25 protein-coding genes are annotated in these 25373 nt (G+C 74.9%); 10 read left to right on the top strand and 15 right to left on the bottom strand.

Translation table 11 applies throughout. The features are described from left to right. Positions 1-2 precede the first annotated feature (2 nt). Positions 3-3437, bottom strand: a complete 3435-nt coding sequence (locus tag ACRAS8_RS25415; RefSeq protein ID WP_438488310.1) for an AfsR/SARP family transcriptional regulator — start codon at positions 3435-3437, stop codon at positions 3-5. Positions 3438-3692: 255 nt separating this feature from the next. Between ACRAS8_RS25415 and ACRAS8_RS25410 the strand changes: the two genes are divergently transcribed. Next, a complete protein-coding gene (locus ACRAS8_RS25410) occupies positions 3693-4505 on the top strand; it encodes a site-2 protease family protein (RefSeq protein ID WP_438488309.1) in 813 nt (270 codons plus the stop codon). Positions 4506-4536: 31 nt separating this feature from the next. Here the strand turns inward: ACRAS8_RS25410 and ACRAS8_RS25405 are convergent, their stop codons facing one another. The 6 genes from ACRAS8_RS25405 to ACRAS8_RS25380 form a co-directional block, all read right to left on the bottom strand. Then, positions 4537-4767: a hypothetical protein gene (locus ACRAS8_RS25405; RefSeq protein WP_438488308.1), complete on the bottom strand. Its 231-nt coding sequence runs from the start codon at positions 4765-4767 to the stop codon at positions 4537-4539. A gap of 108 nt (positions 4768-4875) precedes the next feature. Beyond that, a complete protein-coding gene (gene npdG, locus ACRAS8_RS25400; protein WP_438488307.1) occupies positions 4876-5619 on the bottom strand; it encodes an NADPH-dependent F420 reductase in 744 nt (247 codons plus the stop codon). 42 nt (positions 5620-5661) lie between these two features. Beyond that, on the bottom strand, positions 5662-6513 hold the full coding sequence (locus ACRAS8_RS25395) for a carbohydrate ABC transporter permease (protein WP_438488306.1): 852 nt from the start codon (positions 6511-6513) through the stop codon (positions 5662-5664). Beyond that, positions 6510-7493, bottom strand: a complete 984-nt coding sequence (locus ACRAS8_RS25390; RefSeq protein ID WP_438488305.1) for a carbohydrate ABC transporter permease — start codon at positions 7491-7493, stop codon at positions 6510-6512. The genes ACRAS8_RS25395 and ACRAS8_RS25390 overlap by 4 nt, the downstream gene beginning before the upstream one ends. Continuing rightward, entirely contained in the window at positions 7490-8833 is a 1344-nt protein-coding gene (locus ACRAS8_RS25385; RefSeq protein ID WP_438488304.1) for an ABC transporter substrate-binding protein, read from the bottom strand. The genes ACRAS8_RS25390 and ACRAS8_RS25385 overlap by 4 nt, the downstream gene beginning before the upstream one ends. 339 nt (positions 8834-9172) lie before the next feature. Then, positions 9173-9856, bottom strand: a complete 684-nt coding sequence (locus ACRAS8_RS25380) for a FadR/GntR family transcriptional regulator (protein WP_438490589.1) — start codon at positions 9854-9856, stop codon at positions 9173-9175. Positions 9857-10029: 173 nt separating this feature from the next. Here ACRAS8_RS25380 and ACRAS8_RS25375 point away from each other — a divergent pair, with 173 nt between their 5' ends. Both ACRAS8_RS25375 and ACRAS8_RS25370 read left to right on the top strand, forming a co-directional pair. Continuing rightward, positions 10030-11004, top strand: coding sequence for a dihydrodipicolinate synthase family protein (locus ACRAS8_RS25375; RefSeq protein WP_438488303.1), 975 nt, complete (start codon positions 10030-10032; stop codon positions 11002-11004). A 53-nt stretch (positions 11005-11057) separates the two neighbouring features. Continuing rightward, positions 11058-11726 (top strand): hypothetical protein, encoded by a 669-nt coding sequence (locus tag ACRAS8_RS25370; protein WP_438488302.1) that lies wholly within the window; start codon positions 11058-11060, stop codon positions 11724-11726. A gap of 55 nt (positions 11727-11781) precedes the next feature. Here ACRAS8_RS25370 and ACRAS8_RS25365 read toward each other — a convergent pair whose 3' ends face one another. After that, positions 11782-12051, bottom strand: a complete 270-nt coding sequence (locus ACRAS8_RS25365) for a hypothetical protein (RefSeq protein ID WP_438488301.1) — start codon at positions 12049-12051, stop codon at positions 11782-11784. 67 nt (positions 12052-12118) lie between these two features. Between ACRAS8_RS25365 and map the strand changes: the two genes are divergently transcribed. Together map and ACRAS8_RS25355 are read left to right on the top strand one after the other, a co-directional pair. Further along, a complete protein-coding gene (map, locus tag ACRAS8_RS25360; RefSeq protein ID WP_438488300.1) occupies positions 12119-12976 on the top strand; it encodes a type I methionyl aminopeptidase in 858 nt (285 codons plus the stop codon). Positions 12977-13219: 243 nt separating this feature from the next. Beyond that, complete coding sequence (locus ACRAS8_RS25355) at positions 13220-13879, top strand: heme oxygenase (biliverdin-producing) (RefSeq protein ID WP_438490588.1); 660 nt, start codon at positions 13220-13222, stop codon at positions 13877-13879. Positions 13880-13925: 46 nt separating this feature from the next. On the opposite strand, the gene ACRAS8_RS25350 is transcribed toward ACRAS8_RS25355, so the two are convergent. Then, entirely contained in the window at positions 13926-14732 is an 807-nt protein-coding gene (locus ACRAS8_RS25350) for a PhzF family phenazine biosynthesis protein (RefSeq protein WP_438488299.1), read from the bottom strand. 159 nt (positions 14733-14891) lie between these two features. On the opposite strand from ACRAS8_RS25350, the gene ACRAS8_RS25345 reads away from it, so the two are divergent. Then, the gene (locus ACRAS8_RS25345; protein ID WP_438488298.1) at positions 14892-15878 is read left to right on the top strand and encodes a hypothetical protein; all 987 of its coding nucleotides are present in this window, start codon (positions 14892-14894) and stop codon (positions 15876-15878) included. Between the two features lie 143 nt (positions 15879-16021). Here ACRAS8_RS25345 and ACRAS8_RS25340 read toward each other — a convergent pair whose 3' ends face one another. After that, positions 16022-16762 carry a bifunctional DNA primase/polymerase gene (locus tag ACRAS8_RS25340; protein ID WP_438488297.1) on the bottom strand — a complete coding sequence of 247 codons (741 nt, stop codon included), beginning with the start codon at positions 16760-16762 and terminating at the stop codon, positions 16022-16024. A gap of 141 nt (positions 16763-16903) precedes the next feature. Beyond that, positions 16904-17503: a TetR/AcrR family transcriptional regulator gene (locus ACRAS8_RS25335; RefSeq protein ID WP_438488296.1), complete on the bottom strand. Its 600-nt coding sequence runs from the start codon at positions 17501-17503 to the stop codon at positions 16904-16906. A gap of 172 nt (positions 17504-17675) precedes the next feature. Here ACRAS8_RS25335 and ACRAS8_RS25330 point away from each other — a divergent pair, with 172 nt between their 5' ends. Then, complete coding sequence (locus ACRAS8_RS25330) at positions 17676-17855, top strand: DUF6243 family protein (protein ID WP_438488295.1); 180 nt, start codon at positions 17676-17678, stop codon at positions 17853-17855. A 57-nt stretch (positions 17856-17912) separates the two neighbouring features. Here the strand turns inward: ACRAS8_RS25330 and ACRAS8_RS25325 are convergent, their stop codons facing one another. The 3 genes from ACRAS8_RS25325 to ACRAS8_RS25315 all read right to left on the bottom strand — a co-directional run bounded on the left by ACRAS8_RS25325 (position 17913) and on the right by ACRAS8_RS25315 (position 21392). After that, positions 17913-18866: a small ribosomal subunit Rsm22 family protein gene (locus tag ACRAS8_RS25325; RefSeq protein WP_438488294.1), complete on the bottom strand. Its 954-nt coding sequence runs from the start codon at positions 18864-18866 to the stop codon at positions 17913-17915. Between the two features lie 52 nt (positions 18867-18918). Continuing rightward, entirely contained in the window at positions 18919-20001 is a 1083-nt protein-coding gene (locus tag ACRAS8_RS25320; RefSeq protein WP_438488293.1) for a serine hydrolase domain-containing protein, read from the bottom strand. Between the two features lie 65 nt (positions 20002-20066). Continuing rightward, positions 20067-21392 carry a multidrug effflux MFS transporter gene (locus ACRAS8_RS25315; RefSeq protein WP_438488292.1) on the bottom strand — a complete coding sequence of 442 codons (1326 nt, stop codon included), beginning with the start codon at positions 21390-21392 and terminating at the stop codon, positions 20067-20069. Positions 21393-21711: 319 nt separating this feature from the next. On the opposite strand from ACRAS8_RS25315, the gene ACRAS8_RS25310 reads away from it, so the two are divergent. The 3 genes from ACRAS8_RS25310 to ACRAS8_RS25300 all read left to right on the top strand — a co-directional run bounded on the left by ACRAS8_RS25310 (position 21712) and on the right by ACRAS8_RS25300 (position 24821). Further along, complete coding sequence (locus ACRAS8_RS25310; RefSeq protein WP_438488291.1) at positions 21712-22644, top strand: SDR family oxidoreductase; 933 nt, start codon at positions 21712-21714, stop codon at positions 22642-22644. A gap of 88 nt (positions 22645-22732) precedes the next feature. Further along, on the top strand, positions 22733-23635 hold the full coding sequence (locus ACRAS8_RS25305) for a PhzF family phenazine biosynthesis protein (RefSeq protein ID WP_438488290.1): 903 nt from the start codon (positions 22733-22735) through the stop codon (positions 23633-23635). A gap of 160 nt (positions 23636-23795) precedes the next feature. Further along, complete coding sequence (locus ACRAS8_RS25300) at positions 23796-24821, top strand: trypsin-like serine peptidase (protein WP_438488289.1); 1026 nt, start codon at positions 23796-23798, stop codon at positions 24819-24821. A gap of 75 nt (positions 24822-24896) precedes the next feature. On the opposite strand, the gene ACRAS8_RS25295 is transcribed toward ACRAS8_RS25300, so the two are convergent. Beyond that, positions 24897-25286 (bottom strand): hypothetical protein, encoded by a 390-nt coding sequence (locus ACRAS8_RS25295; RefSeq protein ID WP_438488288.1) that lies wholly within the window; start codon positions 25284-25286, stop codon positions 24897-24899. Between the last annotated feature and the right edge of the window lie 87 nt (positions 25287-25373).

The raw sequence follows: 25373 nt of genomic DNA, 5'->3' as shown, positions 1-25373 counted from the left end.
CGTCAGAGGAGGGCGGCGGCCTCGTCGAGCGAGAGGCCACCGCCCTCGGCCCGGGCGGCCTCGTAGTCCGGGTCGGCCAGCAGCGCGCGGACGGCCTCCTCGGCGCGCGCCCGGCCCTCGCGGACGGAGCGCGGCGGCACCTGCGCGCCGCCCCACAGGGCGTCGAAGGCGCCGATCAGCCGGGCCGCGTCCCGGGCCCCGGCCGCGCCCCGGACGGCCGCCAACACCCGGGCGCCGAGCATCAGTTGCACCACCGGCAGATCCGGGTCGACCATTTCCGTGAGCGGGTCCCGGGTCAGCTCCAGCGCCCGCCGGAGCCGCGGGAGGAGTTCCGGACCGTGCTGCCCCTCGTCCACGTCCAGCGAGAGCAGCAGAGAGTCCAGCAGGCCCAGGAAGAGATCCGGGCCGTGCCCGGCGAACGTCTCCCGCACGGCGAGGAGTTCGCGGCGGGCCTCCTGGATACGCCCGGTGACCGACATCTGCACGGCCAGCGCCATGCGCGTGAACGGCACCGCGTCCCGGCCGCTGCTGCGGGTCTCCGCCTCGGCCAGCACCTCCCGCAGCATCCGCTCGCCCTCGTCCGCCCGGCCGGACTCGAACAGCACGCCGCCCAGCCGGGCGCGCAGCATCAGGGTCTGACCGTGGGCGCCCAGCGCCTCGGCGTGCACCATGGCGGCCTTGTAGTCGTGCGCAGCGGCGTCGTACGCGCCACGCTTCTCGGCGGTCTCGCCGCGGCCGGCCAGGGCCTCGGACGCGCCCCAGGCGTCGCCCAGCCGGTGGAAGATCCGCAGTGCCTCGTCAGCGTACGAGGCCGCCCGGGCCGGCCCGCCGCGGCGGCCGTTGCGCACCCGGGAGCGCAGCTGGAGGACGAAGGCCAGCTCCCAGTCGTAGCCGTGGCGGCGGCACGCCTCGACCGCGGCGTCGAGGAGTCCGCTCAGGTCCTCCCAGCGGCCGGTGAGCACCACCGCGAAGTACCACATCACCCCGGGCACCTTGCAGGTCTGCGGCATCCCGGGCCGGTAGGCGGCGAGGATCCCGGACAGCTCCTCCCGCATCTCCGGGCTGTGCAGCGCCCGCAGGCCGGCGTCGAGGGTGGACAGCGCCACCAGCCGCACCTGGCGACGGGCCTCCGCCAGCTGTGCGGGGGCCATCGGCGGGGGTGCGTCGATGGGCCGCTCGTACAGGTCGGGGGCGGGGACGACGGGCGGGGTGAACGGGTTGGGGCCCAGGGCGCCGGCGGCGCGGGCCCAGGTGTGGGCCTCGCCGCGGTGGTCGCGCAGGGACCAGAACCACTGGAGGGAGAGCACCAGGCACAGCGCCTCGTGCTCGTCGCCGGCGGCGATCGCCCGGCGCAGCGCGGTACGGAGGTTGTCGTGCTCCAGCTGCAGCCGGTCGATCGCGGCGCGCTGCCCGCGGCCGCGCAGCAACGGGTCGGTGGTGCGGGCCAGTTCGCGGTAGCGGACCAGGTGGCGGCGCTCGGTGGCGGCCCGCTCCCCGGCCTCGTCCAGCCGCTCCCCGGCGTACTCGGCGACGGTCTCCAGCAGCCGGTAGCGCATCTGCGCCCCGGCCCCGGCGGCCCCGGAGTCGTCGGCGGCGCCGTCCGGGTCGGCCACCGCCAGCGACTTGTCGATCAGCGAGCCGAGCAGCCCGGCGACCTCGTACGGCGCCACGCCGCCGGCCGCGCAGACCTCCTCGGCGGCGGCCAGGTCGCAGCCCCCGGCGAAGACCGACAGCCGGCGCAGCACCGCCCGCTCGGGCTCGTCGGTGAGGTCCCAGGACCAGTCGACCACCGCGCGCAGGGTCTGCTGGCGCGGCAGCAGGGTGCGGCTGCCGCTGGTCAGGAGCCGGAAGCGGTCGTCGAGGCGGTCGGCGAGCTGACGGGGCGTCATCAGGCGGAGCCGGGCGGCGGCGAGTTCGATCGCCAGCGGCAGGCCGTCGAGCCGGCGGCAGATCTCGGCGCAGGCGATCGCGGTCGCCTCGTCGGCGTCGACCCGGAAGCCGGGGCGGGCGGCGGCCCCGCGGTCGGCCAGCAGCCGCAGCGCGACCGGGTCGGGCAGCGGCTCCACCGGCCGCAGCACCTCGCCCGGCACGGCCAGCGGCTCCCGGCTGGTGGCCAGCACCGTCACGCCCGGGCAGGCGGTGAGCAGCCGTTCGGCGAGCTCCGCGGCGGCGCCGATCACATGCTCGCAGTTGTCCAGGACCAGCAGCATCCGGCGGTCGGCGCAGTGTTCGGCGAGCCGGGCGTGCGGGTCGCGGACGGCGTGGTCGGCGGCGGCCCGCAGACCTTCGGCGGTGGTGGCCCGGACGACGGTCTCGCGGGCCCCGAGCGCGGTCAGCACCGCCTCCGGCACCGTCCGCGGGTCGTCCACCGGGGCCAGTTCGGCCAGCCAGACGCCGTGCGGCCAGGCGTCCGGCAGGGCGGCCGCGGCGGTCTCGGCGCCCTCCTGGGAGAGCCGGGTCTTGCCGGCGCCGCCCGGACCCAGCAGCGTCACCAGCCGGTGCGCGGCCAGATCGGCGCGGAGCGCGGCGAGGTCCTGCTCGCGGCCGACGAAGGAGGTGAGGCGGGCCCGGAGGTTGCCGGGACGGGCGGGGGCGGCGGGCGCTTCCGGGGCGGGGGCAGGGGCGTCCGGGGCAGTTGGCGCGGCGGGCACGGCGGCAACCGCCACTGGGACCGACACGACTGCCGGGACCGCCGTGCCCGCCGGGACCCTCGCGAGGTCCGGCTGGAGCAGTTCGGCGTGCAGGGCGCGCAGCTCCGGGCCGGGGTCGGCGCCCAGCCGCTCGGCGAGGCCGGTGCGTATCTCCTCGTACGCGGCGAGCGCCTCGGCGGTGCGGCCGGCGGCGCGCAGGGCGCGCAGCCGCAGCGCGTGCAGGGGCTCGTCCAGCGGGTGGTCCTGGCACAGCGCGGTCAGGGAGGGCAGCGCGTGGGCGGCCCGCCCCAGGGCGAGGTCGGCGGCGAGACGGATGCGCCGGGCGTCCAGCCGACGGCTCTCGGCGCGGGCCGCCTCGACGGCCGCCTCCGGCAGGTCGGCGAGGGCCGGGCCGCGCCAGAGCGCCAGCGCCTCGTCGAGCAGGGCCGCGGCGCGGTCCGGGTCGGCGGCGTCCAGCGCCCGGCCGCCCTCCGCCGTCAGCCGCTCGAAGCGGTGCAGATCGACCGCGTCCGGCTCGGCGCACAGCAGATAGCCGCCGTCCACGGAGGCGATCGCGGAACGGCCCAGGGCCCGGCGCAGCCGGCCGACCAGCGCCTGGAGGGCGCCGGGCGCGTCGGCCGGCGGGTCCATGGCCCAGACGTCGGCGATCAGGGCGTCCGCGGGCAGCGCCCGGCCGGGGCGCAGCGCGAGCGCGGCCAGCAGGGCGCGCAGCCGGGGGCCGCCCAGGGCGACGGGGGTGCCGTCGGCCCGGCCGGCCCGGGTGGTGCCGAGAATTCCGTAGCGCACCGGCCCATTGTCGCCCGCCGCCGGAACTCCCCGGGCACCGAACGACGTTTCCGGGTACGGGGCGTGCCCGACCCGGCCCGACCCGGCACGCCCAGCCCGGCCCCGGCCCGCTCCGGCCCGTGCGCCGGCGGCGGCCCGGCGGTTACGGTCATGGGCGGCCCGTCCGCGGGCCCGTGGCCGGAATCCCCGCCCGTGGCCGGGAAACCCCGCCCGCAACCGACCGCCCACGACCGACCCCTTGGGAGCCCCGTACCGATGACCACCGCAATCCCGCGCGCCGACCGCCGCGTCAGCCCGGTCTTCCTCGCGCTCGTCGCCATACTGGCGGTCTCCGGCTGGGCCGTCTGGAGCGGGACGCTCGCGGCCAGCACCGGCTTCGCGGTCTTCCTGTTCGTGACGGCGGCCTGGGTGGTGTCGCTGTGCCTGCACGAGTACGCGCACGCCCGCACCGCGCTGCACGGCGGCGACATCACGGTGGGCGCGAAGGGCTATCTCACCCTCAACCCGTTCGTCTACTCTCATGCGCTGCTGAGCATCGTGCTGCCGGTGCTCTTCGTGGTCATGGGCGGGATCGGGCTGCCGGGCGGCGCGGTGTTCATCGAGCGCGGCCGGATCCGCGGCCGCTGGAAGCACAGCATGATCTCGGCGGCCGGGCCGCTGACCAACGCCCTGTTCGCCGCGGTGGTCAGCGCGCCGTTCTGGCTGCACGCCCTGGACGGCATCCCGGACCCGTTCCGCTACGCGCTGGCGTTCCTGGCGCTGCTCCAGGTGACCGCCGCGATCCTGAACTTCCTCCCGGTGCCCGGCCTGGACGGTTTCGGCGTGCTCGAACCCTGGCTGTCGGACCGGGTGCGGCGGCAGGTCGCGCCGTACGCGCCATTCGGGATGCTGGCGGTCTTCGGGCTGCTGTGGGTGCCCGAGGTCAACCAGGTCTTCTTCGAGCTGGTGCACACCGTCCTGCGGGGGCTGGGCGTGCCGGCCTGGGACACCTACTGGGGCCAGGAGTTCTTCCGCTTCTGGCAGGGCGAGCCGCAGGTGCCGCAGCTCGTCGGGACCGGGACGGCGTAGGGACGCGCCCCGGGCCCGTCTTCGAGAGCCGTCAGGCGGCGGGGCCGCCGGTGGCCTCGGCCCGGCGGGCCCGCTCCAGCTTCGCCTTGCGGACGTAGTACCACGCCATGTTGCTGGAGACGCCCGCCAGCAGGACCCACACGATGCCGACGAAGCTGCCCTCGACGAAGGAGACCACCCCCGCGGCGACAGCGAGCACGCACACGGCGAGGGCGAGGGCGGCGAGGCGCCGGTCCGGTCCGGGCGGGGGCAGGGAGGGCATGGGGTCGGCTCCTGTCGGGTCGTGCGGTCCGTCCCAGTGTCCCTTATGCCGGGCGGCGCCCCGCCGGCCCCTCCCCCGCCCGGACCCGGAAGCCGGTGCGGGGCCGGCTCAGACGTCGGTGACCCGGAGCCCGGCGTGCGCCTTGTAGCGGCGGTTGACCGAGATCAGGTTGGCGACCAGCGACTCGACCTGGTGGGCGTTGCGCAGCCGGCCGGCGAAGACGCCGCGCATGCCGGGGATGCGGGCGGTCAGCGCCTGCACCAGGTCGGTGTCGGCGCGGCGCTCGCCGAGCACCATCACATCGGTGTCGATCTCGGCGATCTCCGGGTCCTGGAGCAGGACCGCGGAGAGGTGGTGGAAGGCGGCGGTGACCCGGGACTCCGGCAGCAGTGCGGCGGCCTGCTCGGCGGCGCTGCCCTCCTCGGGCCGGAGCGCGTAGGCGCCCTTCTTGTCGAAGCCGAGCGGGTTGACGCAGTCGATCACCAGCTTGCCGGCCAGCTCCGCGCGGAGCGCCTCGAGGGTCTTGGCGTGGCCCTCCCAGGGCACCGCGACGATCACCACGTCGCTGCGCCGGGCGCAGTCGGCGTTGGCGGCGCCCTCGACGCCCAGGCCCAGCTCGTCGGCGGCGGCCTCTGCCCGCTCGGCGGCCCGGGAGCCGATGATCACCTTGTGGCCGGCCCGGGCGAACCGGTAGGCCAGGCCGCGGCCCTGGTCGCCGGTGCCGCCGAGGACGCCGATCACCAGGCCGGAGACGTCCGGCAGGTCCCAGGGGTCGCGGGGGGCCGGCTTGGCGGCGGACGAGGGCTCGGCCGGGGACCCGGCCGGGGTGGCAGCAGCGTCGGAAGTAGTCATGACAGCGATACTGTCACGCCCGGGTCGGTGCCGGCCGCGTGGTCACGCCTTGACGCCGCCCTCGGCCGGCCCGGTGCGCCAGTACCGCTGGAGCACCGTCATCAGGGCCATCAGCGGCAGTACGGACAGCAGCGCGCCGCCAACCGTGTACTGGTAGAGCACCGGCTGCCGGTCCGCGTAGCCCAGCCACGTCGTCAGCCCCAACTGGACCGGGTAGAGGCCGGAGTCGGAGAGCATCACCAGCGGCAGGAAGTAGTTGTTCCAGATGTGCACGAACTGGAACAGGAAGACGGTGACCAGCGCCGGGCCCATCAGCCGCAGCCCCAGCCCGGCGAAGATCCGCGCCTCGCCCGCGCCGTCGATCCGGGCCGCCTCCAGGAGCGCGTCCGGCACCGCCGCGGCCGCGTAGATCCGGCACAGATAGACCCCGAACGGGCTGACCACACTGGGGATCAGCACCGCCGCGTAGGTGTCGGCCAGGCCCAGCGCGCTGAAGAGGAAGTACAGCGGCAGGGCCAGCGCGGTGGACGGGATCAGCACCCCGGCCAGCACCAGGCCGAAGACCGCCTCCCGCCCCCGGAACGGGAACTTCGCCAGCGCGTAGCCCGCCGCGGCGGACAGCAGGGTGGCGCAGACCGCGCCGGCCCCGGCGTAGAGCAGGGAGTTGGCGAACCAGCGGACGTAGACGCCGTGGTCGTAGGTGAGGACGGCGGCGAGGTGGGCCAGCGGCCGCGGGTGGCCGGAGAACCAGAAGCCGAAGGTGCCGAAGAGGTCGGCGCTGTTCTTGGTGGCGGAGACGGCCAGCCAGTAGACGGGCGCGAGGAAGTAGAGGGCGGCGACGGCCAGCAGGGAGCTGGTGATGATCCGGTGGCGCACCGGGACCGGGCTGCTCATCGGCGGTCCTTCCGGCGCCCGCCGGCCAGCCGCAGGAAGACGGACGAGGCCGCGCACGCCACCAGCGCCAGCAGCACCGCCTCGGCCGCCGCCCGGTGCTGGTTGCCGCCGACGAACGCCTCGCTGTAGGCGTGCAGGTTGGGGGTGTAGCCGGAGTCGATGGCGGAGGTGAGCGGGCGCAGCACCATCGGCTCGGCGAACAGCTGGAGGGTGCCGATGATGCTGAAGACGGTGGTGAGCACCAGCGCCGGGCGGAGCAGCGGGAGCTTGATGTGGCGGGCCACCTGCCAGGCGCTCGCGCCGTCGATCCGCGCGGCCTCGTACAGCTCGCCGGGGACGGACTTCAGCTGGGCGATCAGCACCAGCATGGTGTAGCCGGTGAACTGCCAGGTGACGATGTTGGCCAGGGACCACAGCACGCTGCCGCGGGAGAGGAAGTCGACGTCCCAGCCGGCTCCTTGGGCGATCCGCACCAGCGGGCTGAGGCCGGGGACGTAGAGGAAGCCCCACAGGATCGAGGCGATCACCCCGGGCACCCCGTAGGGCAGGAAGAAGGCGCCGCGGAAGAAGGCGACCCAGCGGGCGGCGGCGCTCTCCAGGAGCAGCGCCAGCGCGGTGGCGAGCACCGTCATCAGCGGGATCTGGACGGCGCCGAAGAGCAGCACCCGGCCGAAGCCGGCCAGGAACCGGTCGTCGGCCAGCGCCTGGGCGTAGTTGACGAGGCCGGCGAACGCCTCGCGCTCGGTGCCCAGGCCGAGCGGTCCGGTGCGGGTGGTGCGCCGCAGGCTGGTCCACACCGCGTAGCAGACGGGGGCGAGGTAGCAGAGGGCGAAGACGGCGAGAAAGGGCAGGACGAAGCCGGCCGCGGCCCGGGCGTCGCGGCCGCCGGGGCGCGCGGTCCGGCGTGCGACCCGGCGCGGGCGCCGCGCGGTGGCCGCCCCGGCCGCGGGCCCGCCGCGTCCGCTCATGCGCCGCTTCATGTGCCGCTCTCCGCCTTCAGGCCCTTGTCCCGCAGGTCGGCGACGGTCTGGCGCTGCACCTGGGTGAGCGCCGAGCGGAACGAGCCGCCGTCGGCCAGCGCGTCGGTGAAGGCGTCGCCGAGCCGCTGGAAGAGGGTGTCCACGCCCGGCCCCCACTGCCAGCTGGTGTCCACGTGGGCCCCGGCGTCGGCGAAGACCCGGCTGTAGGGCTGGCCGCCGAAGAAGTCCTTGTCGGCGTCGAGGGCGGTGGCGGCGTAGCCGGCCTTGGCGCTGGGGAAGCCGTAGCCGCCCTGGATGAGCAGGGCGATCGACTGCGGGTCGGTGTTGAGCCAGACGGCGAAGTCCAGGGCGTCTCGGGGGTAGCCGGCCCTGGCGAAGACGGCGGTGGTGGAGCCGCCCCAGTTGGCGTGGGCCCGGCCGCCGGGGCGCCACTGGGGCAGCGGGGCGGCCCGCCACCTCCCCTTGGTACCGGGCGCGTTGCCGGCCAGCAGGGCGTCGCCCCAACTGGCGCCCACCCAGGCGGGGATGGCGCCGGTCTGGAGGTCCTTGTACCAGGCGTCCCGGCGGTCCGGGATGGTCAGTACGAGCTTCCGGCGGACCAGCGCCTCCCAGTAGTCGGCGACCCGGCGGGTGGGGGCGTCGTCGAGGTGCACGATCCAGGTGTCGCCGTGGGTGGCGTACCACCGGGCGCCGGCCTGCCAGGCCAGGCCGGCGAAGCGGTTGCCGTTGGTGGGGGCGAAGGTCTCGATCCAGGCGCCGTGCCGGCGGATCTCCTTCGCCGCGTCCGCGTAGTCGTCCCATGTCCGGGGCACCTGGATGCCCCACCGGTCGAAGAGGTCCTGGCGGACGAAGAGCCCCATCGGGCCGCTGGCCTGCGGGACGGCATAGATGCCGGAGCCGAAGACGGCCTGCCGCCACTGCCAGGCGAAGAACCTGTCGCGGTACCGGGCGGCGCCGAGCGGGGCGAGGTCACGCAACCCGCCGTCCAGGAGGAAGCCGGGGAGCACCGGGAACTCGATCTGGCCCAGGTCGGGCGGGTTGCCGGCCTTGATCGCGGCGTGCATCTTGGCGTACTGCTCGCCGTTGACCGCCGACACCTTCTCCACCCTGACCTGGACGTCGGGGTTGCGGCGGTTCCACAGGTCCACGGGGCGGTCGATGCCCGGCACCCAGGACCAGAAGGTGAGGGTGATCTTCTGGCCCTTCTTCCGCTCCCGGGGCGCGCCGCCGCCGTCGCCGCTGTCGCAGCCGGCGAGCGCCGCGCCGGCTGCGACGGCGGCCGCCCCGCCCAGGACCGTTCTCCGGCGGACGCCGCCGCGAGGGCTGTCTGTGCTGGTCATGCCGGCTCCTTGAGGGGATGCGGCGGAAGGCGGGGGTCTCGCGGGCGCTGCCGTCGCCCGTCGGCTCACCCCTCAGCTGGGCGGGACGTAGGACGTCCCTTGTCCTGCGGACGATAAGAAGGCCCCAACTGCCCGTCAAGGCACGGCACATGACGCCTTTCCGTGTCGGCGACGACACCGGCGACACGGGGTGAAATCCGGGTGAACGGGGCGACCGGGGCGGGGCGGAGCCGGGCATGTGGCACACCGCGCCCACCCGGACCGTCGGACGAGCCCGGCGCGCGGCACACCGGGCAGGCCCTGTCCGCCCGGCCGGGGCACAACCCACGCTGCCGGCCCCTACGCCGTCAGCCGCCGCCGGATCCCGTCGAAGTGCCGGTGCATCGCCGCGACGGCCCGTTCCCCGTCGCCCGCCTCCAGCGCGTCGACGATCTCCGCGTGCCGGCGGTAGGTCACCTCCGGGTCCGTCCGGACGTCGGCGAGGTCGTCGCGGACCCGGCGCAGCGCCGCCCAGAACGCGTCCAGCACCTCGCTCAGCAGATGGTTGCCGAGCGACCGGTACAGCGCGAGGTGGAAGGCCCGGTCGGTGGCGCTGAGCACCTCGCCGCCGCGCGCCTCCTCGGCCATCCGCTGCACCAGCCCCCTGAGGACCGTGAGGTCCGCGTCCGACAGGCCGCGCGCCACCGTGCCGATCAGCCCCGCCTCCAGGGCCTCGCGGACCTCCAGCAGCTCGTAGAGGCTGGGCTCGCCCTGGTGGTGGCGGACGGCGGCCCGGAAGGCGACGCCCTCGACGAACGGTTCCAGGCTGAGCGCGCCGACGTAGGTGCCGAAACCGTGCCGGATCTCGACGATCCGCATGGCCTGGAGCGCCTTGAGCGCCTCGCGGACCGAGTTGCGGCTGACGTCGAGCATGGCGACCAGCTCGGCCTCGGTGGGCAGCGGATCGCCCGGCGTCAGCCCGCGCTCCAGGATCAGCTGCTTGATCCGCGCCTGGACGTCCTCGGACATCGTCCCTCGCGCCATCCCCATCGCCCTCTTCCGTCTCCCGCGCCCCATGTGCCGCGCGCCGTCACCCTGTTCGGCCGCCGTCGGGGCGGCACTCCTTGACCGGGTACCTGCGCGCACACTTATTGTGAACCGCGATATCGGACATCCCATGTCCGATGTCCCAGCTCAGCGCAGCCCTTGGAGCCCTCATGGCACTCACCGTTCCGCTGCACGGCGTCATCCCACCGGTCTGCACCCCGCTCGACCCGCACGGCGAGGTCGACACCGACTCCCTGTCCCGCCTGGTCCGCCGCCTCCTCGACGCCGGGGTGCACGGCCTGTTCGCCCTCGGCTCCACCGGAGAGGCGGCCTACCTGACGGATCGTCAGCGAGCCGCCGTCCTGGAGACGGTGGTCACCGCGGCCGCCGGCCGGGTCCCGGTCCTGGCCGGGGTCATCGACACCACCACCGCCCGCGTCCTGGAGCACGCCCGGACCGCCGCCGCGCTCGGCGCCGACGCCCTGGTCGCCACCGCCCCCTTCTACGTCCGCACCCACCCCCGCGAGATCGCCGCCCACTTCCGCCGGCTGCGCGGCGCCACGGGGATGCCGCTGATCGCCTACGACATCCCGGTGTCCGTGCCCGGCAGGCTCTCCCCCGCCCTGGTCCGCGCCCTGGCCGAGGACGGCACCCTGGCCGGGCTCAAGGACTCCAGCGGCGACGACGGCTCGCTGCGCCGGCTGCTGGTCGGGCTCGGCGGCCGCACCGCCCGGCGCACCGGCCCCGCGCCCGCCTTCGCCGTCCTCACCGGCTCCGAACTCACCGCGGACGCGGCCCTGTTGGCGGGCGCCGACGGCATCGTCCCGGGCCTGGGCAACGTCGATCCGGCGGGCTACGTACGGCTCCACGACGCCGCCCGGGCCGGCGACTGGCCCCGGGCGGCCGCCGAACAGGAGCGGCTGGTCGCCCTCTTCGGCCTCACCGACACCGGCCCGGAGGCCGAGATGGGCCGCGGCTCCTCCGCCCTCGGCGGCTTCAAGGCGGCGCTCCACCTGCTCGGTGTGATCGCCCACCGCGACACCGCCCTGCCGCAGATCCCCCTGAGCGAGGAGTCGGTGGCGGAGGTGGGACGTCGGCTGACCGAAGCGGGGCTGCTCCCGGCACCACACCCCCCGTACGGGTGACACCGCACGTTCCGGCCTCCGTCGGGCCCGTCCGTGCGGCACCATGCCGCGCCATGGATGCCGTACGCGTCGCCCTGCTGCGCGAGGTCCTCGCCGGGACCGAGTGGATCGAGGCCACCCGCCGCTTCGCCGGTTCGCTGCGGGCCGCCGTCGCCCCGCACGGCGGCGGTCTGCTGCTGGTCGGCACCGCCGGCTACGAGCCCTGGCACCTGGCCGCCCACCTCGACGACGAGGCCGCCTGGTCGGGACTGCCGGAACTGTCGCCCACCCTCGTCCGGCACCGCGTCCCCGCCGGGGCGCCCGCGCACCTCGCGGTGGGCCCGGGACGGCTGGCGGCGGCCGGGCGCGGCGCGACGCTGCTGGTGGTGACGCCGGAGCCGCCGGACGACGGGCTGCTGGAGCGGGTGCACGACGCGCGCCGCAACGGCGCCACGGTGCTCGCGCTGGGCTCCGGCGACCGCGATCTGCACGCCCTGGCCCACGACGCGCTGACCGCCGCCCCACCACCGGAGGACCCCACGGCCGCGCCGCCCGGCCCCGGCACCCGGGACGCCCCGGACCTCCCGCGGCCCGCGGACCTCGACCTGGACACCGTCCAGCACCTCGTCAGCGCCGCCGCCGGGGAGAACAGCCGGCCCGCGCCGCGGCACCGCCGCCGCTTCCGCGACCGCCTGGCCCGCCTCGCCGAAACCCTGGCGGCCCCACCGCCCCCGCGCTGGTGAGCCCGCCCGGGCCGGCGCGGGGCGGCGGACCGGCCCTGGCGCGGACCGGCCCTGGCTAGGCCGCGCCCCCGCCGCCCCCGTCACCCCCGCTCTCGTTCTTGCCGCCGCTGCCGCCCTTGCCCATGTCGTGCCACCTGGGGTCGGTCTCCCACTCCAGGTTGCGCTCGCGGGCGGTCTCCATGGCGTGCGCCGCCTCCTCGCGGGTGGCGTACGGGCCGAAGCGGTCGGCGGCGCGGCACTGGGGCCCCTCCTCGACCGTCCCGTGTACGAGGCAGTAGAACCACTCGCCCGGTTTGCCGACCGTCCGCCGTTTGAACAGCGCCATCGCCGCCTCCTGTGCTGGGCTCCCGTGCCACCATCCTGCCCGACGGCCCGCGGATACACTCGCTGGCATGTCTGGCCAGTCGCTTCTTGTCCCGGGGGAGATCTCCCCCACCCGCCCCGTCCCCGCCTCGATCCGCCGCCCCGAGTACGTGGGAAAGCCCGCGCCCACGCCCTATACGGGACCCGAGGTGCAGGACGCCGACACGATCGAACGGATGCGGATCGCCGGCCGGATCGCCGCCCAGGCGATGGCGGAAGCCGCCAAGCACATCGCGCCCGGCGTGACCACCGACGAACTGGACCGGGTCGCCCACGAGTTCATGTGCGACCACGGCGCCTACCCCTCCACGCTCGGCTACCGCGGCTTCCCCAAGTCCCTGTGCTCCTCGGTCAACGAGGTCATCTGCCACGGCATCCCCGACTCGACCGTCCTGCGGGACGGCGACATCGTGAACCTCGACGTGACCGCGTACATCCACGGCGTGCACGGCGACAACAACGCCACGTACCTGTGCGGTGACGTGGACGAGGAGTCGCGGCTGCTGGTGGAGCGGACCCGGGAGTCGCTCAACCGCGCGATCAAGGCCGTCAAGCCGGGCCGCCAGATCAACATCATCGGCCGGGTCATCGAGTCCTACGCCAAGCGCTTCGGCTACGGCGTGGTCCGCGACTTCACCGGCCACGGCATCAACTCGTCGTTCCACTCCGGCCTGATCGTCCCGCACTACGACAGCCCGCACCACACCACCGACATCAAGCCCGGCATGACCTTCACCATCGAGCCGATGCTGACGCTGGGCACGTACGAGTACGACATGTGGGAGGACGGCTGGACGGTGGTGACCAAGGACCGGAAGCGGACCGCGCAGTTCGAGCACACGCTGGTGGTCACGGAGACCGGCGCGGAGATCCTTACGCTGCCCTGATCCGGGCGGGAGTAGCGTTTTTACCGACAGGTTGTCGGGAACAGGTTGACCAGGGCCCGCTCTGCGTAGTGAGGTGATCCTGACCTGGCGGCTGCGCGTATCCGTCACGCATCCGTCACGGCCTGTTCCCGCCGCACCACCGCACGCCGCACGACTCCTGTCCGCGCTCTCCCGGTCCCCCGGAGGCCCGCCTTGGAAGCGTCCCGCCCGACCCCGTCCTCCCCCGAGCCGCCGGCCCCGCCGGTGCAGGAGGAGGCCCCGTCGTTCTCGACGGCCATCCGCACGGCGTCCCACGCGCAGCACACCGAGGCCGAGAACTCCCCGTTCATGGGCCACCTGCTGGGCGGCCGGCTCGGCGTCGCCGCGTACCGCCGCTACACCGAGCAGCTGTGGTTCGTCTACCGCGCGCTGGAGGACGTCCCGCAGCGGCTCGCCACGGACCCGGTCGCGGGCCCGTTCCTCCGCCCGGAGCTGGCCCGCACCGCCGAGTTGGCGCGCGATCTCGCCCATCTCGGCGGCCCCGGCTGGCGCACCGGCCTGGCGCCGCTGCCGGCCACCGCCGCGTACGCCGAGCGGATAGCCGAGTGCGCCCGCACCTGGCCGGCCGGCTATGTCGCCCACCACTACACCCGGTATCTGGGCGACCTCTCCGGCGGCCAGATCATCCGCGGCACCGCCGAGAAGACCTGGGGCTTCGCGCGCAAGGGCGACGGCGTCCGCTTCTACGTCTTCACGGACATCGGCAACCCCGCCGCCTTCAAGCGGGAGTACCGCGAGCTGCTGGACGGGCTGCCGGTGGACGATCTGGAGAAGCAGCGGGTGATCGACGAGTGCCGGCGCGCGTTCGCGCTGAACGGCGCGGTCTTCCGGGAGTTGGCTGAGGAGTTCCCGCACACGGCGTGAGGCGGCGGGCCGGGGCGCGACGCCCGCGCCCCGGCCCCGCCACCGGTCACGGCACGTCCGGCACCCCGGCGCGCACCCGGCCGCCGATCTCGATCGTGCCGTCGGCGCACGGCCGGGTCAGCAGCTGCGAGCCGGCCCCCTGACGGATGTCCAGGGCGCGGCCCAACTGGTGCGTCAGGAGCAGGGCCGCGGCGCCGGTCGCCTCGTCCTCGACGACAGCGTCGCCGCGCCGCGGGAAACCCCGGGCGCGCACCGTGCCCGCGGCCTCGTCCTGCCAGGCCCAGGCGTAGAGCCAGCCCTCGCCGGGCGGCGGCGCGGGCAGCGCGTCCACCTCGGCGACCGAGCCGTACCGCGCGGTGCGGCGTTCGGGGACCCAGGCGGCGCGGGCGCGCACCCACGTCAGGTCGCCGTCGTGGCGGACGTCGACGACGCCGGCCGGCGGCCGCAGCGACCGCACCGGCCGGCCAAGGCTCCGCAGCAGCCAGGCGAGGCCGACGAGGGGGTGCCCGGCGAACGGCAGGCGGACGCTGGGGGTGTGGATGTCCACGGCGGCGAGGTCCGGGGCGTCGCCGGGCGCGGCCGGGTCGAGGAACACCGTCTCGCTGTAGCCGAGTTCGGCGGCGAGGGCGGCCCGGTCGGCCGGGTCGGGAAGGGCGGCACCGTCCAGGACGACGGCCAGCGGATTGCCCCCGCCGCCGTCCGGTCCGCAGAAGACCCGGAGCAGCTCCACCCCGGGGCGGCCGCCGTCGGACACCTCGCCCGGCTCGTCCAGGTCGTTCGACTCGTTCAGCTCGTTCGACTCGTTCAGGTCGTTCGGCTCGTTCGACTCGTTCGGCTCGTTCGGCTCGGTCATCCGCGTATTGTCCGCCGGGCGCCCCGCCGGTCACCGGCCGGGGACGAACGTCACCCCGACCCCCGCGCCCGCCGCGCGCCACCGGGTATCGTTGCGCCGAATCCGTGCCACCCCGGCGGCCCGCGTCCGCCCCGGTCGCCCCGAAGGAGCCCGAGCCCCATGACACGCAGGTCGCCGTTCCGGGTGCCCGCAGCAGTGACGTCGGCAGCAGCCGCGCTGGTGCTGCTGAGCGGATGCATGACGGTGCACGGCGAGCGCGAGGTGCTGCCCGCGGTGTCGCACGCCGACGCCGCCAAGGCGCTCAAACGCTTCACCGACGGCTTCAACAAGGCCAATCGCACGCTGGATCCGACGGTGAACGCCTCGTTCGAGGCCGGTGCGCTGCTCGCCATCGACCAGGCGCAGATAAAGGCCGCGCACGGCGTCCGGCCCAACGGCAACCCCAGCTTCGCCCCGCTGTCGTTCACCGACACCCACTTCACCGTGCCCAAGCAGAAGGGCTGGCCGAAGTACTTCATCGGGGACGCGCTCAGCAACCGCCGGGACCGCAGCGGCGAGAACACCCGCTGGTACCTGGTGTTCAGCCGGGACAGCATCAAGGCGAGGTGGCGGGCGGTGTACTTCGCGACCTTCCCCGGCAACTCCGCTCCGGAGCTGAAGACCACCGGCGGCTACGCGGAGCCGGTGCCGCTGGACGGCTCCTCGGGGCTGACCGTCGATCCGGGCAAGCTCAGCCGGGCGTACGCGGACTACCTCGGCACCGGTAGCGGCGGCCAGTTCGCGTCCGGCAGCGAGACCGACCAGCTGCGGGCCTGGCGCGCCGGTCAGGCCAACCAGCCCGGGGCCCGCATCCAGTGGGAGGACCAGGCGTCGGACCTGCCGCCGGTGGCGCTGCGGACGACGGACGGCGGCGCGCTGGTGTTCTTCTCGACCGTCTACCACCAGCTGAAGACGGTCTCCAAGGGCCTGATGATCACGGTGCCGGCGCAGCTGCGCGGGATCATGGACGGACCGGTGAAGAAGACCACGCGGATGGCGTTCACGACGGTGTCGGGCCAGGCGGTCACGGTCCCGGCGAAGGGCACCGGCGGCAAGATCAAGGTGCTGAACCGCATCGAGGCGAAGACCTCGGCGAAGGCCCTGTAGGGATCGCAGGGAGTTTCGCTACAGGGATCTCAGGGAGTCTCGCTGCAACGGATCTCGGGGAGCCTCAGGGGATCTCCGAGGGTCTCCGGAAAGGGGCCGTCGGGCGACCGGCGGCCCCTGGTACGTCTGGAACGCCCGGCGGGTCAGCGGCCGATCGGCCAGGCCGGCGTCTCGTGGTCGGCCTCGCGGTCGATGACCTCGGCGCAGGCGTCGGTGAGGGTCGCAAGCAGCGTCAGCGGGTCCGGCAGCGCCAGCTCGGGGCCGCGCAGCCAGGTCACCGCGGGCTGGTCGCCGGGGAGGGCGGAGGGCGGCAGGAGGACGTAGCTGCCGCGGCAGTGCCAGCGGAAGCCGGGATGCTCGTCGAGGGTCTCGGGATGGCAGTCCAGCTCGCACGGCCACCACTCGTCCTCGTCGTCGGGGGTGCCGCGGGTGGCGGTGAAGAAGAGCATCCGGCCGTCGCCGAAGCCGGCGCCGCTGAGGCTGACCGGGCCGACGTCGACACCGGCCGCGTCCAGCCGGCCGAGGGCGCTGCGGCCGGCCTCCACGGGGACGTCGAGGACATCGTGGGCCATGCCCGTGGCGGTGATGAAGTTGGCCTGCGGGAGGGTGCGGACCCAGGCGGCGACCTTGGCGCGGTCGGTGGTGGCGACGGTCTGCCAGCCGAAGGAGATGGGGTGGCGGCCGGGGGTGGGACAGCCGATGCGCTCACAGGAACAGCCGTAGCCGGAGGGGTGCGCGGCGGGGGCGACCGGGAAGCCCGCGTCGACCGCCGCCATCAGCAGGTCCTCGCGGCCGCGCGCGGCCGCCGATCCCGTGTCCGTATCGCCGCCCGTTCCGCTCCTCGGCCGGCGCAGCCACTGGGAGAACCTGCTCTTGCGTTCCATCAATCCCCTCACTTCGAGCGGTGGTCTGGGGTCAATGCTGCCACCATCCCGGGCCCCAGGTGACCGGTGTGCGGATCCGGGGTGAACGCGGTACGGGCGAACAGGGCATTTCACGCCAACGCCGCCCGCCCGCCCCGAACGTCAGGTACGCCGGCGCAGACCGCGGAGCACCTGGTCGACGAGGGTGTCGACGAACTCGTGGGTCAGCTCCCCGGTGCGCATCAGCCAGCGCTGTGAGAAGGGACTCAGCACCATCTCGGCGGCGATCCGGAGATCGGTGTCCGGGTCCAGTTCACCGGCGTCCCGGGCGGCCCGGAACCGGTCGACGTAGACCCGGATGCCCGGTTCCATCAGGCGGCCGACGAAGGTACGGGAGAGCTCCTCGTCGTTGGCGCCGGCCGCGGCCAGGGCGCGGTAGGGGGCCTGCCAGGCCGCGTCGTTGAACTCGTCGGCGGTGGCGCGCAGCACGAACTTGAGGTCGGCGGCGAGGTCGCCGGTGTCGGGGAGGCCCTCCTGGTCGTACGCGTCGACGACGGCGCCGAAGGCGTCGAGGAGGACGGCGGCCTTGGAGGGCCACCAGCGGTAGATGGTCTGCTTGCCGACGCCGGCGCGGGCGGCGATGCCTTCGATGGTGAGCTTCTCGTAGCCGACCTCGCCGACCAGGGCGAGGGCGGCCTCGAAGATCGCCTGACGGGAGCGTTCGCTGCGGCGGGAGGCGTCGGGGGCTGCTTTGTTGGCCATGGGTGGGAGTGTAGTCAGAGAGAGGCGAGACGTATCGTCTTGACAAGACGGATCGTCTCGCTTGAGGATGGGGGCATTGCCGGGCGAGACGAGTCGTCTCGCTCGTGGTGTGGGGCGCGGCACGCGTGCGGCCCCGCACGGCCCACCGGTCCCACAGGAAGGAACTCACCTCATGAGCAAGGGAAATGCCGGCGGAATGCTGGGCATCGGCGGGACCCGCAGCAAGCTCTCGCGGGGTGCGCTGCGCGGCGGTGCGGGCGGCCGCGGCCGGGGCGCGGCCGGGCAGCAGGACCCGCAGCGACAGCGGCGCGAGCTGCTGGAGAAGATGCGGGAACGGACCCGGAGCACGTGACGCGATCCGGTCCCCGGGGGCGGCGGGCGGCCGCGGCCTCGGGGACCGGAACCGGCCTCAGTGCGGCCAGGCGTCGCCCCAGGCCGCGTCGCGGGCCTCGCGGTAGGCGGCGCCGTGCCGCTTGGTGACGGTGTCGCGGCGCAGGGCCTCGTCCGCGGTGCACAGCTCCAGCAGCACCTGGCCCTTGCGGATCTGCGGCTTGCGGACGATCCGGGCCGCGGCCGGCTCGGCCGGCAGGCGGGTGGCGGCGACATAGCCGAACTTCTCGTCCTCGTAGGCCAGCGAGCCGCCCTTGACCTGGCGGTGCAGCGAGGAGCGGCTGACCCGGGCGGAGAAGTGGCACCAGTCCTGCCCCGGGACGATCGGGCAGGCGGCGCTGTGCGGGCACGGCGCGACGATCCGCAGTCCGGCGGCGACCAGCTGCTCCCGGGCCTCGCGGAGCCGCAGATAGCCCTCCGGGGTGCCCGGTTCGATCAGTACGACGGCGCGGGCGGCGGCCGCGGCGGCGACCACCGCGCGGCGGTCCTCGGGCCGCAGCTCGCCCAGCACGTAGGAGACGGTGACCAGGTCGGTGCCGTCGGGGAGGGCGAGGCCGTCGCCCAGGGCCTGCCGGCGCCAGGTGACGTCCGGCAGGATTCCGTCGGCCAGTTCGCGGCCGAGGTCGAGCGCGGGCTGCGCCCAGTCCAGGACCGTGCTGCGCGGGCCGTCCCAGGTGGCGGCGGTGGCCCAGGTGGCCGCTCCGGTGCCGCCGCCGACGTCGACGTGGGTGGCCGGGGACCAGTCGGGGACGCGGGCGGCGAAGGCGGCCAGCGCGGCCCGTACCGCCTCGAAGGTGGCCGGCATGCGGTACGCGGCGTACGCGGCGACGTCGCCGCGGTCCCGGAGCACCGGGGCGTCGGTGGGGGTGCGGCCGCGGTAGTTGGCGATCAGCCGCTCGACGGCCTGCGCGGCCTGCTTGGGCGGCAGGCCGTCGAGCAGGCCCGCCAGGGCGGCGCGCAGTTCGTCGTGCATTCCGGAAAGTCTACGGGGGCTCCGGGCGGGGCCGTGCCGGGCCGGGACGGTGTCAGAGCCGGCTCGGGGCGGCGCTCACCGCGCGGGCCAGCCGGGTCGCGGCCGCCGCCCGTGGCGCGCTGCCGCCGGTCCGGCGCCGGGGGTGGACGGTGTTGGCGAGCAGCACCAGGAAGCTGTCGGTGGCGCGGTCCAGGACGAGGCTGGTGCCGGTGAAGCCGGTGTGCCCGGCCGCGCCCCGGCCGGCCAGCTCGCCCATGAAGTACGGCTGGTCGACGGCGAATCCGAGGCCGGGCGGGTCGAGCAGGGCGGCGACCGCGGCCGGTCCGAGGATCCGGGCGGTGCCGTACCCGCCGCCGTTGAGCAGCGTCCGGCACAGCACGGCCAGGTCCTGGGCGGTGGAGAAGACGCCCGCGTGCCCGGCGACGCCGCCGAGCGCCCAGGCGTTCTCGTCGTGCACCTCACCGCGCAGCAGCCCGCGGTCCGCCTTGGCCCACGGCCGCCGCTGGTCCTCGGTGGCGGCCACGCCCTGCGGCGCCAGCGGGCCGTAGCAGGTGCTGGTCATGCCCAGCGGGCCGGTGATGCCGTCGCGGACCAGGGCGTCCAGGCGGCGGCCGGTGAGCCGCTCCAGCAGGAGGTGGAGGGCGATGAGATTGAGGTCGGAGTAGCGGTGGACGCCGTACGGGCCGGAGGGCGCGGCCGCCTCCGCCCACAGCGGCGCCAGCGGGTCGGGCCCGCCGCGGTGCTCGTAGAAGGGCAGCTCGGGCGCGAGGCCGGAGGTGTGCCGGAGCAGATCGCGGACGGTGATGCCGGGGGCGAAGGCCGGCAGGTGGGCGGCGACCGGTGCGTCGAGGGCCAGCCGGCCGCGCTCGGCCTGCTGGACGGCGGCGATCGCGGTGAACAGCTTGCTCAGCGAGGCGAGATCGAAGACCGTGCCGATCCGCATCGGCTCCCACCGGTCCCGGGGCAGGTCCACCCCCCGGTCGCGGCCGGGGTCGTACGCGCGGTAGCGCACCGCCCAGCCGGTCGCCGCCTCGGCCGCCACCACCGGGCCCCGGCCGGCCAGCACCACCGCGCCGGGGCACCACGGGGGACGGCCCTCGGGCAGCGTACGCACACCACTGACCAGCCGCTCCATCCAGGCGGGGTGCAGTCCCGCCTCGGCGGGTGTGCCGGGCCGCAGTCGCGGGGCGTTCGGTGCGTTCAGAGCCCAGTCCTCTCGCCGGCGGTGCGTTCCCCCTTACGCTGCCACGGACGGCACATTCCCAGGAAGCTCACGAGCGCGAGAACGGCACACGACAGCTGGACGACCGCCATCGGAACGGCCGTCCGCTCGCCGGCGATCCCCACCAGCGGCGAGGCCACCGCGCCCAGCAGGAAGGTCGAGGTGCCGAGCAGCGCGGAGGCGGAGCCGGCCGCGTGCGGGGTGCGCAGCAGCGCCAGGGTGTTGGTGCTCGGCATGACCAGGCCCATCGAGGACATCAGCACGAACAGCCCGGCGGCCACCGGCACCAGCCCGGCCTTGCCGAAGACCCCGGACGACATCAGCAACAGGGCGCCGCCGGCCAGCGCGATCAGCGCCAGGCCGGTGCCCAGCACCTTGTCCAGGCCGACCCGGCCGACCAGCAGCTTGCCGTTGATCTGGCCGACCGCCACCAGCCCGACGGAGTTCAGGCCGAACAGCAGGCTGAAGGTCTGCGGGGAGGCCCCGTAGATCTCCTGGACGACGAACGGCGAGGCCGAGATGTAGGCGAACAGCGCGGCGAAGGCGAACGCGCCGACCAGCAGATAGCCGGAGAAGACCCGGTCGGCGAGGAGGTCGCGCATGGTGCGCAGGGCCGGACCGAGGCCGCCCGGCTGCCGGCGCTCCGGCGGCAGCGTCTCGCCCAGCCGCCGCCAGACGAGGAGCGTCAGCAGCAGCCCGACCACGGTCAGCACCACGAAGACCCCGCGCCAGTCGGTGACCCGGAGGATCTGGCCGCCGATCAGGGGCGCGACCACCGGCGCCACCCCGGAGATCAGCATCAGCGTGGCGAAGAACCGGGCCATCGCCACCCCGTCGTACAGGTCGCGCACCACGGCCCGGGCGATGACGATGCCGGCCGCGCCGGCCAGCCCCTGGAGCAGCCGGAAGGCGATGAGGATTTCGGCGTTGGTGGCGAGGGCGCACAGGGCGGTGGCGAGCACATAGACGACCATGCCGATCAGCAGCGGACGCCGTCGGCCCCACTTGTCGCTCATCGGGCCGACGATCATCTGGCCCAGGGCCATGCCCGCCAGGCAGGTGGTGAGGGTGAGTTGGACGGTGGCGGCCGGGCTGTGCAGGGCGGCGGTGACCTGCGGCAGCGCCGGCAGGTACATGTCCATGGAGAGCGGCGGGACGGCGGTGAGCCCGCCGAGGACGAGGGTGACGAGCAGGCTGGTGCGGCGGGCGGCGACCGGTGCCGCGGGCGCGGCCCGCCCGGATATGGCGGGTCTTTCGGGGCGGTCGTCCCGGGCCTCGGTGGCGGGGGCACCGGACTCTGTCATGTGCGTCTCCATGATTCGGTGGTGGCGGCCCTCATCGTGGCACGCGGGACGCACAGCACGGGGCGAACGGAGGCGGTCCTTTGGTCCTGGGCCTTCCGGCGGATCCGGGGTGGAGGGGTCCTACGTCCTACGTCCGCCGTAGGGGTCGGGGTCGGGGTCGGGGTCGGGGTCGGGGTCGGGGTCGGACTAGGGCGCACCGCCCCCGGCCCGCCGTCAACTGCCGCCCGATCCGCGGCTGCTGGCAGCATCGTCCGGCTCGCGCCCGATTCGCGCCCTGTTCGCGCCCGGTTCGCGGCCCGTCCGCCGTTACGCTGCCGACATGGCATATGACGCAGAGCGGGCAGGGGCGGCACAGGCGACACCGGTGGCACGGGCCGGGCAGGTGGGCGGCACTGCGACCGCGGCCCGGCCGACCCTCCCGGCACCCGCCTCCCGGGGCCGCACCCCGCGGACGGCCCCGGTGCCCCGGGAGGCCCGGGAGGACGGCGCGGCGGGCCGGAAGGTGGCGCTGGTCACCGGCGCGGGCTCGGGCATCGGCCGGGCGGTCGCGCTGGCGCTGGCCGCCGACAACTGGACGGTGGTGCTGGCCGGCCGGCGTGCCGAGGCGCTGGAGGAGACCGCACGCCAGGTGGGCTACGCGGGCATCGAGGGCCCCGCCGTGCTGCCCGTCCCGACCGACGTCACCCGCCCCGACGAGGTCACCGCCCTGTTCACCGCGATCCGCGACCGCTTCGGCCGGCTGGACCTGCTCTTCAACAACGCCGGCGCGTTCGGCCCGCCGGTCCCGCTGGAGGAACTCTCCTACGAGGACTGGCGGGCGGTGGTCGACGTCAACCTCAACGGCGCCTTCCTGTGTGCCCAGGCCGCGTTCCGCACGATGAGGGAGCAGGACCCGCAGGGCGGCCGGATCATCAACAACGGCTCCCTCTCCGCCCATGTGCCGCGGCCGCACTCGATCGCGTACACCGCCACCAAGCACGCGATGACCGGCCTCACCAAGTCACTTTCCCTGGACGGCCGTCCGTACCGCATCGCCTGCGGCCAGATCGACATCGGCAACGCGGCCACCGAGATGACCGGCCGGATGCAGAGCGGCATCCTCCAGGCCAGCGGCCGCACCGAGGTCGAACCGATGATGGACGCGGCCGACGTGGCCCGTACGGTCGTGCACATGGCGGCGCTCCCGTTGGAGGCCAATGTGCAGTTCGCGACGGTGATGGCGACCACCATGCCGTACGTCGGGCGGGGCTGACGCACCGCGGGCCGCGGGCCACGAGCCATGGGCCGCGGGCCGCGTCCCGCCCGGGAATAGCCGGGCGGTGGCGGATGGTTACCGGATCATGACTGCCGACACCGCCGCCGGGGACACCGCCCGCACCCCCGAGATCCTCCGCTACACCGCCTTCTCCGCCGACCCCGCGGGGGGCAACCCGGCCGGCGTCGTCCTGGACGCCACCGGGCTGGACGACGCCGCGCAGCTGGCCATCGCCGCCGAACTCGGCTATTCCGAGACCGCGTTCCTCACCGCGCCGCCCGAGGGCCTGGGCGAGCCCGGCCGGGCGTTCACCATCCGGTTCTTCAGTCCGCTCGCCGAGGTCGCCTTCTGCGGCCACGCCACGGTCGCCACCGCGGTCGCCCTGGCCGAGCGGCAGGGCCCCGGCGAGCTGGTCTTCGCCACCCAGGCGGGCCCGGTCCCGGTCACCGTCACCCGGCAGGACGGCGCCCTGCGGGCCACCCTCACCAGCGTCGAGCCGCACATCGAGCCGATCGCCCCGGCCGACCTCACCGAGGCGCTGGCCGCCCTGGACTGGCCGGCCGCCGACCTCGACCCCGCGCTGCCGCCCCGCATCGCCTACGCCGGCGCCCGCCACCTGGTCCTCGGCGCCGCCACCCGCGAGCGACTGGCCGAGCTCGCCTACGACTTCGACCGCCTGGCCACCCTGATGCGCCGCCTCGACCTGACGACCCTTCAGCTGGTCTGGCGGGAGAGCGACACGGTCTTCCACGTCCGCGACCCGTTCCCGGTCGGCGGCGTGGTGGAGGACCCGGCGACGGGCGCCGCGGCCGCCGCCTTCGGCGCGTACACCCGCGCCCTGGGCCTGACCACCACCCCCGCCACCCTCACCCTCCACCAGGGCCACGACCTCGGCCGCCCCGGCCTCCTCACCGTCGACCTGCGCCCCGGCGACCCCCGCTCCCACGTCAGCGGCACGGCCACCCGCATAGGGGCGACGGGCGCCTGACCCACAGGTATCGCCCCCCGGGAACGCCTCCACAGCGCCCCGGGAGGAGGCCCCCGGTCGCCGATCCCTCACTCCCACTCCACACCGTGCCCCCTGCCACCCCACCGCCCCCGGTGGCAGCCTGGCTGCTCCGATCCGCCCCTATCGATCGGAGTGACACATGCGCCCAACTCCCGCCGCCATACGGGCCGTTGCCGCCACCGCACTGCTCGCCCTGCTGCTCCCCGCCGGCCGGGCCGGCGCCGCCACCCCACGCCCCAGCCGCCCCGCCCCCGCTCCCGCCACCCTCGCCGCCCCAAGCCTCGACACCTTCTGGACCGCCGACCGGATGCGCTCGGCCACCCCACTCGCCCCACTCGACCGCCCACCCCGTTCCACCACAGCAGTCCACAGGACCACGGTCCCCCGCAGCACCCCTGAGAACATCCTCCCCACCCTCCCCAATCTCCCCCAACCCCAGCTCCCGCAACTGCCGTCTCTCCCACCCCTGCCACCCCTGCTCCCCGGCGTCGAGACCGGCGGCCCCTGGACGGCCCGCGGCGCGGTCACCCACACCACCGGCCGGGTCTTCTTCACCTACCAGGGGCGCCCGGCCTCCTGCTCCGGCGACGCGGTGACCAGCGCCAACAAGAGCACGGTGCTGACCGCCGGCCACTGCGTGAAGCTGACCGGCAGCTGGCACACCCACTGGGTGTTCGTCCCCGGCTACCACGACGGCTGGGCCCCGTACGGGAAATGGCGCGCGACGAAGACCCTCGCCACCCCCCAGTGGGCGGCCCGCGAGGACCTCGACCACGACGTGGGCGCCGCGGTCGTCGCGCCCCTCGGCGGCCGCAGGCTCACCGACACCGTCGGCGGCCAGGGCCTGTCCTTCAACTCCGGCTACGGCAGGCAGACGTACGCCTTCGGCTACCCCGCCGCCGCCCCTTACGACGGCAGCAAGCTCATCTACTGCTCCGGAAAGACCCTCAGGGACCCACTGCTCTCCACCGACCACGGCCTCCCCTGCAACATGACCGGCGGTTCCAGCGGCGGCCCCTGGTTCACCTCGTTCAACCCGCGGACCGGCACCGGCCTGCAGTCCTCGGTGAACAGCTTCGGCTACCAGCTCCTCCCGAACACCATGTTCGGCCCGTACTTCGGCACCGACGCCAGGAACCTCTACGACAGGGCCCAGCACTCCTGAACCCCGACACCATGAGGGGCACGAGGGGCCGCTCCGCCCGGACAATGCGGGCGGGCCCCACCCCTCACCCCTCACTCACCCGACGCCCGCAACCGCCCCCTCCGCTCCCCCGCCCCGCACCGCACACGCCCCGTCCCGCGACCTGCAGGACACCGTGAACACTCCGGTCCCGACCCCGCCGGACGGCCGGACGGTCACCCCACCCTCCCGGTGCCCGGCACCGAAGGTGTCGTCCCGCCACCCCAGCAGCGCCGACGCCAACACCACGATCAGCACCAGCACCACAAAAACCAGCAACGGCCGCGCCCGCTCCATCAGCCGACGCACCCGCCCGTCTCGCCACCCGCTCCCACGGGACGCCCCCGGCCCGCACCGCACACGCCCCGTCCCGGGACGGCGGCGCCACCCCAGCGCCCGCCCGATCCGCCGCTTCCAATACACCAGCCGGTAGTAGTGCTTCAGCACCTCGGCGCCCCCTCATGTCACTGCCCGGGAAGCCACGAGACTACTGCCACCCATCAACCCCGGCCCCCTACCCGTACACCAAAGGCC

The sequence above is a fragment of the Streptomyces sp. S186 genome (assembly GCF_051603415.1).
Taxonomy (GTDB): Bacteria; Actinomycetota; Actinomycetes; order Streptomycetales; family Streptomycetaceae; genus Streptomyces.
This window is presented reverse-complemented; position numbering and strand designations above follow the sequence as displayed.

Excerpts from the sequence above, each read along its gene's own strand:
- ACRAS8_RS25385 (WP_438488304.1), bottom strand. The coding sequence starts at position 8,833 with ATGACCAGCACAGACAGCCCTCGCGGCGGCGTCCGCCGGAGAACGGTC.
- ACRAS8_RS25305 (WP_438488290.1), top strand. The coding sequence starts at position 22,733 with ATGACTGCCGACACCGCCGCCGGGGACACCGCCCGCACCCCCGAGATC.
- ACRAS8_RS25350 (WP_438488299.1), bottom strand. The coding sequence starts at position 14,732 with ATGACCGAGCCGAACGAGCCGAACGAGTCGAACGAGCCGAACGACCTG.
- ACRAS8_RS25370 (WP_438488302.1), top strand. The coding sequence starts at position 11,058 with ATGGATGCCGTACGCGTCGCCCTGCTGCGCGAGGTCCTCGCCGGGACC.
- npdG (WP_438488307.1), bottom strand. The coding sequence starts at position 5,619 with ATGACTACTTCCGACGCTGCTGCCACCCCGGCCGGGTCCCCGGCCGAG.
- ACRAS8_RS25345 (WP_438488298.1), top strand. The coding sequence starts at position 14,892 with ATGACACGCAGGTCGCCGTTCCGGGTGCCCGCAGCAGTGACGTCGGCA.
- ACRAS8_RS25315 (WP_438488292.1), bottom strand. The coding sequence starts at position 21,392 with ATGACAGAGTCCGGTGCCCCCGCCACCGAGGCCCGGGACGACCGCCCC.
- ACRAS8_RS25320 (WP_438488293.1), bottom strand. The coding sequence starts at position 20,001 with ATGGAGCGGCTGGTCAGTGGTGTGCGTACGCTGCCCGAGGGCCGTCCC.
- ACRAS8_RS25405 (WP_438488308.1), bottom strand. The coding sequence starts at position 4,767 with ATGCCCTCCCTGCCCCCGCCCGGACCGGACCGGCGCCTCGCCGCCCTC.
- map (WP_438488300.1), top strand. The coding sequence starts at position 12,119 with ATGTCTGGCCAGTCGCTTCTTGTCCCGGGGGAGATCTCCCCCACCCGC.
- ACRAS8_RS25390 (WP_438488305.1), bottom strand. The coding sequence starts at position 7,493 with ATGAAGCGGCGCATGAGCGGACGCGGCGGGCCCGCGGCCGGGGCGGCC.
- ACRAS8_RS25310 (WP_438488291.1), top strand. The coding sequence starts at position 21,712 with ATGGCATATGACGCAGAGCGGGCAGGGGCGGCACAGGCGACACCGGTG.
- ACRAS8_RS25300 (WP_438488289.1), top strand. The coding sequence starts at position 23,796 with ATGCGCCCAACTCCCGCCGCCATACGGGCCGTTGCCGCCACCGCACTG.
- ACRAS8_RS25380 (WP_438490589.1), bottom strand. The coding sequence starts at position 9,856 with ATGGCGCGAGGGACGATGTCCGAGGACGTCCAGGCGCGGATCAAGCAG.
- ACRAS8_RS25375 (WP_438488303.1), top strand. The coding sequence starts at position 10,030 with ATGGCACTCACCGTTCCGCTGCACGGCGTCATCCCACCGGTCTGCACC.
- ACRAS8_RS25335 (WP_438488296.1), bottom strand. The coding sequence starts at position 17,503 with ATGGCCAACAAAGCAGCCCCCGACGCCTCCCGCCGCAGCGAACGCTCC.
- ACRAS8_RS25410 (WP_438488309.1), top strand. The coding sequence starts at position 3,693 with ATGACCACCGCAATCCCGCGCGCCGACCGCCGCGTCAGCCCGGTCTTC.
- ACRAS8_RS25325 (WP_438488294.1), bottom strand. The coding sequence starts at position 18,866 with ATGCACGACGAACTGCGCGCCGCCCTGGCGGGCCTGCTCGACGGCCTG.
- ACRAS8_RS25330 (WP_438488295.1), top strand. The coding sequence starts at position 17,676 with ATGAGCAAGGGAAATGCCGGCGGAATGCTGGGCATCGGCGGGACCCGC.
- ACRAS8_RS25365 (WP_438488301.1), bottom strand. The coding sequence starts at position 12,051 with ATGGCGCTGTTCAAACGGCGGACGGTCGGCAAACCGGGCGAGTGGTTC.
- ACRAS8_RS25395 (WP_438488306.1), bottom strand. The coding sequence starts at position 6,513 with ATGAGCAGCCCGGTCCCGGTGCGCCACCGGATCATCACCAGCTCCCTG.
- ACRAS8_RS25340 (WP_438488297.1), bottom strand. The coding sequence starts at position 16,762 with ATGGAACGCAAGAGCAGGTTCTCCCAGTGGCTGCGCCGGCCGAGGAGC.